Source organism: Paenibacillus sp. BT-177 (genome assembly GCF_025846815.2).
Lineage (GTDB): Bacteria > Bacillota > Bacilli > Paenibacillales > Paenibacillaceae > Paenibacillus > Paenibacillus polymyxa_C.
The window spans coordinates 106,396-121,669 of record NZ_JAOYTP010000009.1 but is presented as its reverse complement, the minus strand read 5'-3'; the positions used below and the strand labels follow the sequence as shown (position 1 = coordinate 121,669).

15 protein-coding genes are annotated in these 15,274 nt (G+C 46.3%); 8 read left to right on the top strand and 7 right to left on the bottom strand.

From position 1 onward, the window contains the following. Nucleotides 1–251: 251 nt before the first annotated feature. Nucleotides 252–3,551, bottom strand: coding sequence for a DUF5695 domain-containing protein (locus OIU26_RS21440; RefSeq protein WP_264217950.1), 3,300 nt, complete (start codon nt 3,549–3,551; stop codon nt 252–254). Between the two features lie 150 nt (nt 3,552–3,701). Here OIU26_RS21440 and OIU26_RS21435 point away from each other — a divergent pair, with 150 nt between their 5' ends. After that, nucleotides 3,702–4,340 carry a pentapeptide repeat-containing protein gene (locus tag OIU26_RS21435; RefSeq protein ID WP_264217949.1) on the top strand — a complete coding sequence of 213 codons (639 nt, stop codon included), beginning with the start codon at nt 3,702–3,704 and terminating at the stop codon, nt 4,338–4,340. A gap of 71 nt (nt 4,341–4,411) precedes the next feature. On the opposite strand, the gene OIU26_RS21430 is transcribed toward OIU26_RS21435, so the two are convergent. Further along, nucleotides 4,412–4,840: a DUF1259 domain-containing protein gene (locus OIU26_RS21430; RefSeq protein WP_165082967.1), complete on the bottom strand. Its 429-nt coding sequence runs from the start codon at nt 4,838–4,840 to the stop codon at nt 4,412–4,414. A gap of 122 nt (nt 4,841–4,962) precedes the next feature. Then, nucleotides 4,963–6,501 carry a PLP-dependent aminotransferase family protein gene (locus OIU26_RS21425; protein WP_264217948.1) on the bottom strand — a complete coding sequence of 513 codons (1,539 nt, stop codon included), beginning with the start codon at nt 6,499–6,501 and terminating at the stop codon, nt 4,963–4,965. Nucleotides 6,502–6,616: 115 nt separating this feature from the next. On the opposite strand from OIU26_RS21425, the gene OIU26_RS21420 reads away from it, so the two are divergent. The 7 genes from OIU26_RS21420 to OIU26_RS21390 all read left to right on the top strand — a co-directional run bounded on the left by OIU26_RS21420 (nt 6,617) and on the right by OIU26_RS21390 (nt 12,238). Next, on the top strand, nt 6,617–7,228 hold the full coding sequence (locus tag OIU26_RS21420) for a pyridoxamine 5'-phosphate oxidase family protein (protein WP_264217947.1): 612 nt from the start codon (nt 6,617–6,619) through the stop codon (nt 7,226–7,228). Between the two features lie 235 nt (nt 7,229–7,463). Continuing rightward, entirely contained in the window at nt 7,464–8,066 is a 603-nt protein-coding gene (locus OIU26_RS21415) for a TetR/AcrR family transcriptional regulator (protein ID WP_264217981.1), read from the top strand. Nucleotides 8,067–8,160: 94 nt separating this feature from the next. After that, nucleotides 8,161–8,262: a hypothetical protein gene (locus OIU26_RS21410; protein ID WP_014599460.1), complete on the top strand. Its 102-nt coding sequence runs from the start codon at nt 8,161–8,163 to the stop codon at nt 8,260–8,262. Between the two features lie 351 nt (nt 8,263–8,613). After that, complete coding sequence (locus OIU26_RS21405) at nt 8,614–9,069, top strand: MerR family transcriptional regulator (RefSeq protein WP_013369346.1); 456 nt, start codon at nt 8,614–8,616, stop codon at nt 9,067–9,069. Between the two features lie 40 nt (nt 9,070–9,109). Beyond that, complete coding sequence (locus OIU26_RS21400) at nt 9,110–10,321, top strand: MFS transporter (RefSeq protein WP_165082961.1); 1,212 nt, start codon at nt 9,110–9,112, stop codon at nt 10,319–10,321. A 27-nt stretch (nt 10,322–10,348) separates the two neighbouring features. Beyond that, entirely contained in the window at nt 10,349–10,777 is a 429-nt protein-coding gene (locus OIU26_RS21395; RefSeq protein ID WP_013369348.1) for a universal stress protein, read from the top strand. 42 nt (nt 10,778–10,819) lie between these two features. Further along, the gene (locus OIU26_RS21390) at nt 10,820–12,238 is read left to right on the top strand and encodes an aldehyde dehydrogenase family protein (RefSeq protein WP_264217946.1); all 1,419 of its coding nucleotides are present in this window, start codon (nt 10,820–10,822) and stop codon (nt 12,236–12,238) included. Between the two features lie 153 nt (nt 12,239–12,391). On the opposite strand, the gene OIU26_RS21385 is transcribed toward OIU26_RS21390, so the two are convergent. The 4 genes from OIU26_RS21385 to OIU26_RS21370 all read right to left on the bottom strand — a co-directional run bounded on the left by OIU26_RS21385 (nt 12,392) and on the right by OIU26_RS21370 (nt 14,940). Further along, nucleotides 12,392–13,186, bottom strand: coding sequence for an SDR family oxidoreductase (locus tag OIU26_RS21385; protein WP_264217945.1), 795 nt, complete (start codon nt 13,184–13,186; stop codon nt 12,392–12,394). Between the two features lie 84 nt (nt 13,187–13,270). After that, complete coding sequence (locus tag OIU26_RS21380) at nt 13,271–13,558, bottom strand: DUF1330 domain-containing protein (RefSeq protein ID WP_064961767.1); 288 nt, start codon at nt 13,556–13,558, stop codon at nt 13,271–13,273. 76 nt (nt 13,559–13,634) lie between these two features. Continuing rightward, nucleotides 13,635–13,940: a nuclear transport factor 2 family protein gene (locus OIU26_RS21375; protein WP_264217943.1), complete on the bottom strand. Its 306-nt coding sequence runs from the start codon at nt 13,938–13,940 to the stop codon at nt 13,635–13,637. A gap of 88 nt (nt 13,941–14,028) precedes the next feature. After that, a complete protein-coding gene (locus OIU26_RS21370; RefSeq protein WP_264217942.1) occupies nt 14,029–14,940 on the bottom strand; it encodes a helix-turn-helix transcriptional regulator in 912 nt (303 codons plus the stop codon). Nucleotides 14,941–15,274 lie beyond the last annotated feature (334 nt).

Here is a 15,274-nt window from a genome sequence, read left to right as displayed (position 1 = left end):
CATAGGAAGGCTCGCTTCGGAAGCATCATCTCCCCGGATTTCTCCCCTGATTACAGAATTAATATAAGAAATCCGGGGCGGAGGCGATGGGAAGCATCAGCAAAAGTAATTCACGATACAATAATTTACGACGCAAATGTTTCACGATACAATCATTTACGACGCAAATGTTTCACGGTATAAATCATTCATAATACCAATTATTCACAATCTAAAACGTTAATGGCATGAAATGAATGCATAGGTGTATTTTAATCTGCCCCCTCAGCATATGCTTGGACTCCCACATCATGGGCTGTAATGGTGCTGCTTGCCGAGGCCAAGCCCCTGATTTCCTGAGCGGTCAGAGCCCTGTTGTAAATGATCAGCTCATCTACCGCACCATTCAGATAAGGATCATCAAACTGGGATTTCCCAATGTAGTTCCAATCTGTCAGTCCAAGGCTGGAAGGCTTCAGCGTCATATCAGTGTTACGGGTCGCCTCTATACCGTCCACATACATAATTCCTGTAGTGCCTGACAGAGTCACGGCAACATGCTTCCAGACCCCTGTCGCCAGTTCCGGGGCGTTCAGCTGCTGTTCCTCTCCGTTCCCCAAGACAGTGATGGCAAAACGTATACCTGTCCCTTCGGCCTTCGGGGTCAAAAACATATACCGATCTGTTCCTGCTCCAAAATCAAACAGACGAGCCCAGCCGTTATGCGTGTTCACTTGTACCCACGCGGCAATGGTAAAGTCATTGAGGCTGCTAACTATTCCGCTGGGCAGGCTGGCATAGGCGTCTGTACCGTTAAGGCGCAGAGCATTGCCATTCCGTCCCGCGCCCCACGAGCCGCCATGTACACTGGCCTGCTGCCCATAACCTGACGAATCGGCTGCGGTTGATCCGGCCGTTTCGTTAAATTCATAATGGGCTATAATGTCCCCAGCGGGAGCCGGATTGCCTGTACTGGACTGAATACGGATATCGTAGTTGGCTGCCGTACCGATATTCAGTCTGGCAGTAGTCGCAGCATTGTTAACAGCTGTGACTGAGCCGGTTTTTGTGCCGTCTACCAATACGTCATACGTACCTGCCGCGAGTCCAGTTATCGTCACAGCAGTCGTATGAGCTGTGCCAGGTGTCGTATTTTTCAACATCAGGCGGATGTTGTTCTTGGACTTGGATACGATGGCCAAGCTATATTGATCCCGGTTCAGCTCCAGACTCAGCTTCTGGGTGATCAGATGCAGACGTTGGAATACGCCGTCTTTTGGAGTAATCGTATAGCTGTTATTGCTTTCAGTAACGTCACAGCCATAGCCGAATAAGCCGAATATCGGATCGACAGCAACATCCGAGCTTAGGATTTTAATGGCTCCAAACAGCCCCAGATCAGCTTCCCCGGACATGCCGCGCCATCCGTTAAACAGAGGGCCGCCGTCCAGACCAAGGGCTCCGTAATTGCCCTTGCCTGCCTGATATGTCCACGATACTGCCCCGATATTGGCAGGATCAGAGCTGATCTGTCCCGAATTAATCGCCCCGATGTTCGCCAGCTTGGCGGCATAGGATAGACGCTGGTCCACTTCGGGATTGGACGAATAACGACGTGTCCAGTCGTCCATCGCATAGCCCGCCAGCGAGGTGGTGTACTGGAAGTTCCACCAATTTTCTCCGGTGATTGTGACCGGATCGGCGTAATAGTACCAGACAGGCATATGACCGCGTGCGGCGCGTGTTTTGGCATTGATTTTGCTCATCATCGTCGTATTGCCGTTCATTTTGGCAAGTGTATATACGGCCTCTTCGCCTGTATTGTCATAGTTGTACTCAGAGCCATAAGGATAGGTGGTGTTTTTGAAATTGTTGTACTTGGTAGCCATTTTGGCAATCAGGTCGTTAGCCTCAGTAGTCAATCCTTCTTCCTGAAGCGCCTTGATTATATCCGGTGTGGTCAGCTCACCCATAAGTCCTGTGTTCCAGTTATAAGCAACAGGGCCTTCATACAACGCTTTAAAAATACGGTAAGCACGTAGCAAATATGTGTTTTTGCTATTGCGATAGCTGATCAGGTTGGGATACAGCTTGGCAAGTTTATACATGCTGAAAAACGTATTATAGATGTGCGGATAGGCATAGCCCCGGTACGTTGGTGTCGTATTAGGCTGCGGCATCAGGAAATCGGGGACCAGATAATCGGTATGATGGCCTTCCATCAGATTCGTCCAGATAGCCACCTCCAGATAATCATCGACTGCCTTGATCTCAGAGGCCACGGGCTTCTGGGCATTTTTCTCCGCCAGAAACTGGCCGTGAGTTAATCCCCAATCATCGCCCCAGCCCCAGTAGCCGGCAAAGCTGTTGCGTTTGGCCTTATATTGCATCATCCAATCGTCAAACACCTTGTCCCTCAGATCGCCAGGCACATTCCATTGCGTGCTGTTGACCATGAAAGTGGAGTGACGCTGAAGTGCAGTGTCAACCGGCTCAATGGCATAGAACTGGAGAACGGTTTTTTCGCCGTTACCGTAGTTCACCGTAATATTGTTGTGACCCAATCGTCCTAGTGTAAGTTCATATATTTTGTGGTTTGTAGGGGCATTTTCCAAATAGTTGATGGTCGTTTCGGAGGGATACTGCGCTGTGACAGAGGTAATGGATTTACGGGTATGCAGATCGAATTTAGCCTTGAGATTGGTCGGGACAATCATCCCAGGAACCACAGTCACATCCACATGTCCCTCGCTGTATAGCCTGTCCTTTACAGCCTGCTCGTCTGCTACCTTGTAGAATTTAAAGGCATACGTTTTGCTTTCACCAGGGGCCAGCGACAGACTGGTGCTCCCGAGATAACCACGGTTGGTGCTTTTGATGACATTGGAGTGGATATAGAACACATTCAGTCCCTCAGACCAGCCACCTTGCTCCATAGCCCATGTACTGCCTGGATGCTCCTCGACTCTCCAGTGATCCTGATATTCGAGACCAGCACCCGTTGAGGCATCAGGCAGAAGCAGGATATTCGGTCCGATGCCGCTAGGTCTTCCAGCGGTAATAAAGGAGCTGTGATGACCTACAAAGGAGTGAGAGAGTACCCTGGTTTCATAGATTTGTTCGTTATTGCCGCTGGACCAGTATTCGTTAAAAGGAAGCGGCAGCCCCCAATCTCCGATTTCCAGTGTTTGATTAGAGGTATTCGTTACTTTCATTTGCCAATGTAAATAGTCGTTAACCAAGGAATAGGTTTCTTGTAAAGTGAAGTTGCGTATTCCCTGATGGTTTGAGGAATTTTGATAGGACACCTGGACACTGTTACCAGAAGAGGTGATCTGGCGCGCATCTGCAGAATTGCTTGTCCACGCCCGAGTCCAGGCCCCGTTACCGAGACGATAGGTGAACATAAGTTCACCCAGCCACTGATGATCTGACGTATTTTGCTTAGGTGCGTTGGAGCCGTTCATGACATAATTCGTATTGAAGGTGTCTCCTGTCAGACGTAAGGAAGAGATATCTCCGTAATCCCCGATCGAGATGGAGAATATTTGATTAGATAGCTGTACTGCCATGCTATCAACCTCCTAACAAAGGTTCGTGAGTGTACTCACATGTTAATATATGTGTCAAAAATACTTTTGCTACCTTATGCGTGAGAATTAATAGAAAATAGATTCATATAGATGTCCTAGAAGTCTATTCATAGTGGAGGTAGAGGTATCATGAAAAATAAAATGGAGTCACCGAAGATTCCTACGGATTTACCCGTATTAAATGAAGACATACGCTCCATACGATCCAAAGACGAACTTAGTGTGGGGGCAGTAGAGGAAATCATGTTGGACAATATCGAAGCAGTTAAAGTTTCATTAGAGAAGATGACTTTTAAAAATGTAACTATCACAGAATCGTCATTGCCAGAAAGTGAATGGACAGACGTCATTTTTGATAAATGTGATCTGTCTAATGTTAATTTTTCCGGTTCCTTTATCCATCGCGCAGAGTTCAGAAATTGTAAATTGCTTGGAACGGATTTTTCGAGAAGCAGATTCCAAAACGTTCGTTTTCTGGATTGCTTAGGGGATTATTCGATGTTCCGTTTTGCGAATTTCAAGCAAGTTGGTTTTGAGGATTGTTCTTTGATAAGTGCAGATTTTTATCATTTAACACTACAAAAAACCTCTTTTGCCCGTTGCAATCTGGATCAAGCCATCCTGTCGGGGTCCAAGCTCAAGGGGGTAGATCTCAGTGATTGCGAATTTGATGGAATACAAGTGGAGATAGAAGATTTGAATGGCTGCATCATCTCACCGCATCAGGCTTCATCATTTGTGGGCCTTTTGGGGCTAGTGATTAAATAAGGGGTTCAGGGCAAAGGTAGCCATAACAAAGAAAGATCCGCCTAAGCGGATCTCTTGCATTTATTGATAGCTTATTTCTTTTTAATCACCGGACGTACAGGCTTCGTTGTCAAGACATTAAGCGCGTCACGTACTTCTGTGGCGAAAACAAGCGGCTTTTCTACTTTTTCAAAGTGGATGTACCAAAGGTTAGGGTTATCGAATAGCCAGTGATTGTGCAGTGCCGTCACTTTGATATCATGGTTACGAAGTCGAGAAATAAACGGATTAATTTCTGCGGTCAGAATCACAGTTTCGCCAAGACATAAACCTTTTCCGTTGCGGCCAATGCTTTCGAAAGAAAAAGCTTGGGGGATTGCAAGAAAGGATCTGGCCCTTTTCCCCAAAATGATCGGCTTAATGTTATTTCTGACTGCAGATGCAGTACAAACTCCGTTAATGATCTGAGGTGTTGCTTTTAATATATCGGCAAACCGTTTACAAAGTGGACTAACTGCCATTTCTCTCACTCCAATTCTTTTAAGTTACTAGCATCATATGAAAAAGTAAGGGAATGGAAAGGGCAAGTCTTCTTTATCGTTAGTCTAATTTGCTATATATAAAGTGCGAATGGAGCACCCTTTTAAAGCTTCAGCTTTGCTCCGTGATACTCATGTTTGATACGATCCCAGGCCTGGCACAGACGCTTAACACCTTCGATAATTTGCTGCTCCGTTAAGTAGGCAAAGTTAAAGCAGGCTGAAGGAGGTCCTGGTGTCAGTTGGTAATCTGCGGCATCACGCCATGTGACTCCATAAAATCGTGCCATCTGCATCAAATGATGATACGGGGCAGGTCCATGCTTCCAGATGGCATAGGCGTGTAGACCACAATCGTTCTGATGCCAGTGAAACAGCTCACTCAACGGCTGTATTTCATGCTGGAACACGTCGTAGCGTGATCTGTATATTCGAGTCATCCGCCGCAAATGACGAATGTAGTCTCCGCGTATCATAAAACGTGCCAGTGCACGCTGTTCCAAGCGGGCAGGCGGCAGGGGATCGTATAGTCGTTTGGCAGCAGTCAGTGCTTGGGCCAACTCCACAGGCAGGATGGCAAACCCGAGTCGAAGGCTGCTGAACATACTTTTGGAAAAGGAACCGACATAGATGACACAATCCGCGTGGTCTAATGCTTTTAACGGTTCAATAGGGCGTCCCGCCCAGCGGAATTCACTGTCATAATCATCCTCAATAATCCACGCCCCCTTGGACGCTGCCCATTGCAAAATATGTTGACGGCGTGTTAATGGCAATACAGCACCGGTTGGAAACTGCCGTCCAGGCGTAACAAACAGGAGCTTGGCATCCCAATCCTGTGGAATAATTCCATGCTGATCCAGTTCAGCAGCGTGTATCTGTCCGCCTGAGGCAGTTACTGCACGATAGATGCCGGAATAACAGGGATTTTCCAGTACAATGTTATCTTGTTCATGAATAAGCAGCTGACTTAGTAACGTGATCACTTCCATGGAACCGCTGCATAATACGACTTGTTCGGGGGTGGCAGTAATTCCGCGTGTTCTGCCAACATGATGGCAAATCGCTTCACGCAGCCAGTTATCACCGTTCACTGGTGCAGGCATCGAGCCATCCGAGGGCTTCTGCAGATCTTTGCCGGCGGCAGCCAATGCACTTTTCCATGCGATCTGTGAGCTACCCTCCAATATAACTTCTTCTGCTTGAAAAGAAATCAAAGGCTGGTGTGCACCATCTCTATCTGTAGCATACACAGGAGTCGAGTATAAGGCTCGTTCCCTTTCGATCTGCATTATTCGTTGTCCCCATGCTGACAGAGCAGGGGCTTTTTGTTTGGTATTAGGTGAGTTTTGGTTTTGCTGGTCGATTAGAGATTCGTCTGGCAGCATTGCGGTCTGTTCCATAACAAACGTTCCTCTGCCCACTACCGAATTCACATATCCTTCTGCCAACAGCATATCGTATGCTTCTTTAACACTCCCGCGCGAAATTCCATACATCACAGCCAGATCGCGACTGGAAGGCAGGCGCGTACCGCTGGCAAGGGAGCCAGTGAGAATTCCCTCTCGAAGAGCGTGATACAATGCCAAGTATTTCAAATGATATGTTTGAATCGCACGTTGATAAGCAATCGTAATGTCCATACTTTTCTCCTTATATTGGACCAGTCGTTTTCGTTTATATTGGGTCTTTTTAATAATCCATTTTCAACATAATCTGAAATATATCGTTGGTCAATAGATGGAAGGAGAGTTCCCTATGAGAAGAAAGGAATTTACGGTAGAAGAACTAGAGGAAATAGAGCAGTTTCTAAGCGAGGTCAGTTTCGGATTTTTAGGCATGAACAGCGAGGATGGTTTTCCACGTGTGGTTCCCTTGAATTTCGCTTATAGAAATGGCGTTTTTTATATTCATGGCAGCCGTGCTGGAGAAAAGATGGAACGGATGAAAGAGGATAATCGGGTTACTTTTTCAGCCGCCAAAGAATATGCGCTCATTCCATCTTATTTCACGGATGAACATATGGCATGTCCTGCGACTTCATTTTTTAAAAGTATTACCGTGCGTGGTCATGCGGAGCATGTAGTGGATCTGGAGGAAAAGGCATCGGCATTTTCCATTTTTATGAGTAAGCTGCAACCGGAAGGCGGATATGACACGATTGATGCCAACGATTCTCGGTATGCCTCACGTTTGAAAGGGGTCGCTCTGATCAAAATTGTACCCGAGGAATGGACTGCCAAGTTTAAATTTGGACAAAATGTTAAAGATCAGGAGCGTCAGCAAATTATCGACGGCTTGCAACAACGGGGGCTGGATGATGATCTGATAACAATTGAAATGATGCGTAAATATTGTCCTCATCATTGATATATGTATAACGCCAACATAAAAATTTGATTTCGATATACTCACTCCTGCTCGCCCATCCATCTAATTGGTTAATTATACCTCGTAGGGAGATGCCCTTGATTTTCCAAAACCTTCAGTTCTTCTGTATTAGGACTTTTGAAGGACAGGTATATATCATCCTCAAGCCCGTTGTTCTTACTGCAAAGGAATTTTATAATACGATAGATTTGTGGCGTAAGGGGGCAAGACCGTGATGAGAGCGGGAGTCAGAAGTCGGGAAAGTCGACGGTTGTTACTGGAAGCGGGGGCTGAAGAGTTCGCTCAGACGGGGTTTTATCAGACAAAGGTAAGTTCGATCGCGGCGCGTGCAGGATTGACGCAGCCGGATTTTTATATTCATTTTGAAAGCAAGGAACAGATGTATGAGGAGCTTGTGGAGAGCTTTCGTACTTTGGTGAATGAGACAGTACAGAGCATGAAGGTAGACCCGGATCAGAGCGAGACTGAAATTTTGAGACGGGGACAAGTGTTTCTGGAGGCTATTTTTCGCGTGTTGTCTAATAATCCGGCGATCACTCGTGTCGGATTTTACCAGGCAGCAAACTCGGTGCGCATTAAGGCGGAAATGGCAGAGCACATCAAAAAACATCTGATGGCAGCACAACGATGGGGTTCCTGCCGTGAGGAACTGGACCCTGAACTGACAGCAGAATGCGTGATCGGTTTGATAGAACGGCTGACGTTAACGAAATTGCTGCCTGGGCGCGAAAGTCCGTCTGTTCTTGCCATGCAGGCACGAAACCTACTGTATCGTGGTATGCTGGCATCCGAAGGATACGGAACCGTAGAATCTTAACCCACATTTGGGCGTCAGGCGCGGCATTTGTCCCTATCATGGACGGTAACATAAGCATAAGATGCTCTTGTAAACCATGAAGGGAGGAATCACCATGTCTGGAGTAGGCGCTGGTTATGGAGCTTTTACATCTACAGGAGCGATTCTAGTACTTTTCATTCTGCTCGTTATTATTTCCAAAGCATTCGTTATCTAATTCTCAGCTCAAGAATTTGATTTCGGGCGATTTGTTGTAATCGACAGAGGGAGGAGGAATTCTAAGATGGGTGAAGTAGAAAGAGGTTGTGGCGGTGGCGGTTACGGCATGTTTACTTCCACTGGTGTTATTCTGGTACTCTTCATTTTGCTGGTTATCATCACACGTACTATTTTCATCTAAAGCGATATTCATGGGCTTGAGCGCCGATGTTTCGGGTCTATGACCATGCAATCCCAAATAGGAATCGCCTCTAACAGAGGCGGTTTCTTTTTGTTTTAAAGTTTACGTTGACGTTAACGTTATATAGGCGTAGTATTTATATATAATCTTTTTCATAAGGTGGGTGTCATGGTTACGTATAAAATTGATGAGGTCGCGAAACAAAGCGGTTTGACCAAGCGAACTATTCGTTATTATGAGGAAATCGGCTTATTGCCCTCCCCGCAGCGCAGTGAAGGAAATATGCGGCTGTATACGCAGGAGGATGTGGATCTACTAAAAAAAATAGTGAGTGCCAAGGAAGTGCTTGGTTTTTCTTTGCAAGAGCTTCAGCGTTACATGTCCGCAGCGGAAATGCTCAAGGGGCAGCGGGAGGAATATCGCGAGCGGACGGAGCATTTGCAACCAATTGAGCGACGGGCCATGTTGGAGGATATGGAACGTACGCTGAACGAACAGTTGGAATTAATGGAGGGGAAAATCAACAGTATCCGTATGCTCCAGACTGAATTGGAAGAGCTGCGGATCAGGGTTCGTGAACGCAAAATCCTTTTGGATGAGGAACTTGAACACGACCCATCATAACAAGAACATTTACATTCAGATGTGGAGGTAACATCATAATATGAGTTCACAACATGCATTACCTGAAGAGTTAAAAGAACGCTCAGGCTTGCTGTCTCAACCTAAAGCCGTATGGGCGGTCGCCTTTGCTTGTGTTATTTCATTTATGGGTCTGGGATTAGTCGATCCGATTCTTCCGGCCATTGCCGATCAGCTTCATGCTACGAAAAGCCAAGTGTCATTGCTGTTTACCAGCTATAATCTGGTGACAGGCGTTGCGATGCTGATTACGGGCGTCGTATCAAGTCGATTGGGTGTCAAATGGACGCTACTAACCGGGATTTTATTTATTATTGTGTTTGCTGGATTGGGCGGTACGGCCAATACGGTTGGCGGAATTGTAGGCTACCGAGCAGGCTGGGGTTTGGGGAACGCTTTGTTTATCGCAACAGCGTTATCTGCGATTGTTGGTCTGTCCACTTCTGGAACAGCTAAAGCGATTATTTTGTATGAAGCGGCCTTGGGCCTCGGGATTTCAGTCGGCCCGCTGCTGGGCGGTGAGTTAGGCTCCATCTCCTGGCGTGGTCCGTTTTTCGGTGTAGCCGGACTGATGGTAGTGGGATTTTTGTTCATTACGTTTATGTTGCCTTCGATTCCAAAGCCCAAAAAACGTGGCTCCATTGCCGATCCGTTCAAAGCGCTTAGTTATCCAGCTTTACTCACGCTCGGCATTGTGGCGTTGTTATATAACTTTGGATTTTTTACGTTGATGGCGTATTCTCCATATGTAATGCATTTAGACGAGCATGGTTTGGGTTACGTGTTTTTTGGCTGGGGAATTATGCTGGCTTTTACCTCGGTGTTTGTAGCACCAAAGATTCAAGCACGCTTGAGCGTGGTATCTTCCATTAGTATCATGCTGACGCTATTTGCCATTGATTTAGGTGTTATGGCGATTGGGACGGTAGCTGGTTCGCCAACGACTGTCATTGTCGCCGTCATTGTAGCTGGTATTTTTCTGGGGATTAACAATACATTGATTACAACCGCTGTTATGCAGGCTGCTCCAGTGGAGCGCTCCACAGCATCTGCGGCTTACAGCTTCATGCGCTTTTTGGGCGGGGCCATTTCACCGTGGCTTGCAGGGAAGCTGTCAGAGTGGTATGCAGCAGAAACTCCGTTTTATTTTGGAGCGTTGATGGTACTGATTGGTGTAGCTGTGCTGATCGTACGTCGCCGACATATGCAGGATATTCAGGTAGATGCACACTAACATTGAACTTCTGGGGAGGAAAAGAATATGAGCGAATTCAAACAGATTCTGGTCGCGATTGATGGTTCGGAACACGCTATGAAGGCATTGGAGACAGCCAAAACGTTATCCAAGCAGCTTCAGGGGAACCTGCATCTGACCGTATTGCATGTAAATCCGACTTTATCCATGAATGAGCCCCCGGTTGGGATTGATGTGGATGAGCGGATCGAAGAGGAAGGTCGTCATATTCTGGAGCCTGCAGCCGACTATTTGAAGGACGAGGGCATTTCGTACCGTATGCTGGCGGGTCATGGTGATCCGGCGAGTGTTATTTGCGAGAGTGCAAAGCAGGAAAAGGCGGATATGATCATTATGGGAACACGGGGACAGGGACTTGTTTCGGAGCTGATCCTGGGTAGCGTGAGCCATCATGTGATTCAGCATGCACCTTGTCCAGTGCTGACAGTGAAATAGTATTAAATGAGACATTGATATAGAGCAAAGGAGGAAAAAAGCATGCAGCAGCACTTATTTATTGGCGGTGAATGGAAAGCAGCTTCATCATATACGACGCTGAAATCACCGTATTCTGGGGAAGTCATTGCCGAGGTAGCAGAGGCCACTGCTGAGGATGCCAAGACCGCTATTCAGGCGGCTTCTGATGCACGTGCAGAGATGCGGGTCATGCCAGCCCACCAGCGGTCAGCTATTTTGGAGAAGCTGGCTGACCTGCTGGAAGAGCAGCGTGAGGATGCAGCGCGTACCATTGCACGCGAAGCGTCCAAGCCATGGAAGGCTGCGCTCGCGGAAGTTGATCGGACGGTACAAACCTACAAGTTTGCAGCCGAAGAAGCCAAGCGCATTCACGGAGAGACCATTCCGCTGGATGCTGCACCAGGCGGCGAGGGCCGTATGGCCTACACGCTCAAAGAACCCGTCGGGGTAGTAGGAGCTATTACACCATTTAACTTCCCGATGAACTTGGTCGCTCATAAAGTGGGCCCTGCGCTGGCAGCAGGCAATACGGTCGTATTGAAGCCTGCGGAGCAGACACCACTGTCGGCTTACTTGATCGCGGAGCTGTTGGAGCAGGCCGGGTTGCCTGCGGGCGCTCTTAACGTGATCAGCGGCGATGGCAAAACCATTGGCGACGTACTTGTCACTGATCCACGTGTCAGCTATATCACCTTCACCGGTAGCCCGGCAGTCGGTACAGAAATTCGCTCCAAGGCTGGCTTGAAGCGGGTTACGCTGGAGCTGGGTTCCAACGCGGCTGTTATTATTGACCGTGATACAGATGTGGACGCGATCATCGACCGTTGTGTGAGTGGAGCCTTTGCCAATCAGGGGCAGGTATGTATCTCGGTTCAACGTATTTACGTTGTCGGTGAGCTGTATGATACGTTCGTATCCCGATTTATAGAAGCGACTCAACGTTTAAAAATCGGAGATCCGCTAGACCCGGACACGGACGTATCGGCGCTCATCTCAGCCAAGGATGTCGAGCGTGTTCGTGAGTGGCTGGAGGAAGTAGTCCAAGCAGGCGCGAGAATCGCTCTGGGTGGTCATGCCGAAGGTGGGATTCTGGAGCCGACCGTATTGCTCAATGTGGACCCGACTTCCAAGGTGTCTTGTCGCGAAGTGTTTGCCCCACTTGTGCTGATTCATTCCGTTAGCTCTGTAGATGAGGCTGTGAGCCATGTGAATGATTCAATTTATGGCTTACAGGCGGGGATTTACACACGTAATATCACGACCGCGCTGGATGCAGCGGACAAGCTTGAGGTAGGGGGCGTGATGATCAATGACATACCAAGCTTCCGTGTTGACCATATGCCGTATGGCGGTGTGAAGCAAAGTGGCACCGGACGCGAAGGTGTAAAGTACGCTATGGAAGAAATGCTGGAAACCAAGCTGATCGTTATTAAACGGTAAATAGCTATATAGAAGCCTATCTGAAGGACAGAAAATGCTTTGCGTATGTCTGCTCATTAGATAGGCTTTTTTTCTCATTATTTGCGCGAATGTCAGATGAAAATAAAGTGTTAGACTGAAAAATATTTGGATAAAGCGTATTTAGCTTGAGTTTTAGACCGTTGGAACTGTTCCACCGTCAATATTATATTCACTTCCTGTAATAGAAAGGGCCCGGTCGGATACCAGAAAAGCAACAAGCTCAGCGACTTCTTCTGGTAGTCCTGGACGACCAATTGGAATTCCTCCCAACGAGTCCATCAGTTGCTTTAATGCACTTTCTCGGTCGCCTGTCGTCTCAGCAATCCGATCAATCAAACTTTGTGCTGCCTTCGTTTCGATAAAACCTGGCGCAACTGTATTAATACGAATGCCTTGAGGCGAAAACTGCTTGGATAATCCTTTGCTGTAAGTAGTTAAAGCTGCTTTGGCCGCAGCATAAGCCAATGTTGCATCATATAGAGGCAAGCGACGTTGAATGGATGAAATATGAATAATAACACCTGAACCCTTATTCACCATAGCCGGCAGCAGTCCACGGTCTAAACGAACGGCAGCAAACAGATTGGCGTTAAAAGTTTGCTGCCAATGCTCGTCCGTCAAGACAAGAGCTCCCCCGGATGGGGCTGACGAGCCTCCAACATTGTTGACAAGAATATCTACACCGCCTAGGCGCTCAAGAACACTGTTTACCACTTTATCTACACCTTCAGGCGTACTAATATCGGCTGGAATAAATAGGTCCGGATTTTCTAAATTAACTGGAGTAGTTCGAGCCGTAGTAATTACAGTAGCACCTGCAGCCGTAAGTCTCTTAGCAATAGCCTCTCCCATTCCTTTGGTACCGCCTGTGACCAAGGCCCTTTTGCCTTTAAACTCACTTAAAATGCTTTCTAATTGAAAACTCATGTGAATAATTCCTCCTAATTTTGACAATGTGGTTGAGAAATACCTCTAGGTATCTCTACTCCGGATTCACTTGTTTTGCGAACCTTACACACTATCGACAATGATACCCCGGTACCGCCCTCCGCGCAGTCGATGCTTTAGGGCTTTTTGATAGGCTGGACTAAAGTACCAAGCTTGTGCTTCCTCAAAAGTGGGGAATTCCAAGATGGCCAGCCCTTCAATATCGGGTCCTTCGAGGACCTGGTATGCGCCATACATTGCTAGGGGGTTGACGGAATGTCCCGCCAAACCTGCCGGTGCCAACTGAGAATAGAGTTGGAGTTCAGTTTGATCGGTACTCTGTTCACGTATAAAAACAACATAAGCAGGCATATACATTTTCCCTTTCTTATTTTTTAATTTCTTTATGGAAGTGTAATAATCAGTTCTTTAATTTTATTGTTGTTTACTAGAAATTGATGTTTAAGTAGGAGTGGGTCGGGAAGATTCGATTATCAAAGTCTCCGTCTACTTTCGCAATTACGACGATGGTATTATTAATGTCATCCATATCCACGATCTCGAAGGTGACATTCGGCTCCACTATTTCTGCTTCACACCATGATTTTATGGCTTCCATACCTTTGATTTCGCGATGGTTATCCAAGATCAACGCATCTTTATCGAAAGCGGATGTAAATGCTTCAAGTCGGGATTTGTTCGCTGATGTAAAGTAAGTTTCTACTGCTGGTGGCATGGATCTATGTGAATTCATTGATTCTTCAACCTCCTATGGTGAGTATGTTGTGAGCGATAACTTCAAACTCATCATAGCAGTAATAATATGACTACATGATGTCATATTATAGAGGATCATTTAAATTTCTTTTCATCGTTTCTAAATGAGACAATATTCTTGTACGTACTTGTTCGGGGCTAACCTCTATAAGGAGGGGACCAAAGGATAGCAGATAACTGTCCAGCCAATTGCCTACAGGAAATTGTGCCGTGACGATATAAGAGCCGTCTTCCCTCTGAGTAATTGTTTTCTCGGCAAATTCATCATATACGCGGTAAGCTCCTTGAGCAGAAATGTGAAGAGTTACTTCAATGTTATGAAGCAAGTCGTTCATCTTTGTATCTGTAGCTACTACGACTGTTCTTGGCTCATAACTAATTTCGGTAACTACAATCTCTTTCATTCGGCTAATCTTAAATACACGATAACTTTCGGTATTTAAACAGTAACCTTCCACATACCAGGATTTATCTTTAAACAAGAGCTTGGCAGGTTCGACGCTACGATAACTCTGTTCCCCGGCGACGTTATAATAGCGGAACTTTATAACACGGTTTGTGATTATTGCGTTGCGTATAAGAGTGAATAGCTGTCTCTGGCTGTTTTGGCTTCCCCATGGCGAAAAATCTACTTCGATCCAGTTTCCCATTTCTTTTTTAAAAAGCCTACTCAACTTGCTTAGCACTTCTTCTACCTGTGGGATGGTAGCTGTAGCCACACTCTGAAGGGCCATTAAGATATCATCTTGTTCCTGCTCGGACAGTAAAGAGGTGTTAAAGACATAACCCTCCATCAATGATATTCCGCCACCCTTGCCTCTACTGCTGTAGATGGGAATCCCAGCTGCACTTAAGGCATCTATGTCCCGATAAATCGTTCGTGTAGAAACCTCAAAATGCTCTGCCAATTCATCAGCAGTCACTTTTTTCTTATGGAGTAACATATAAACGATTTCAAAATGTCTGCTTAACGGCATAAGCTTCACCTCACTCGGTAGCATACACCTTATAACATGACATTATAAAGTCATATTAAGTGATTGCTCTACATCACACCCTAATGGGCATCAACTGGGGGACTTTATTTACTTTGAACAGCGATAATAACACTGCCTTGGATCAGATCTTTTTACAATCTTTTATATAAAGTTGAACCAAAAGCACTTGCAAAATAAAAAGGAATAAACTATACTGAGGCCAGTTAGTTAGTGATTGATCAATTACTAATTGATTAACAAGCAACGAGGTAACATTCATGAGCAAGAGACTGCTTCAAGTTTACTAAACGTATCTTTATTGGAACTATAGATT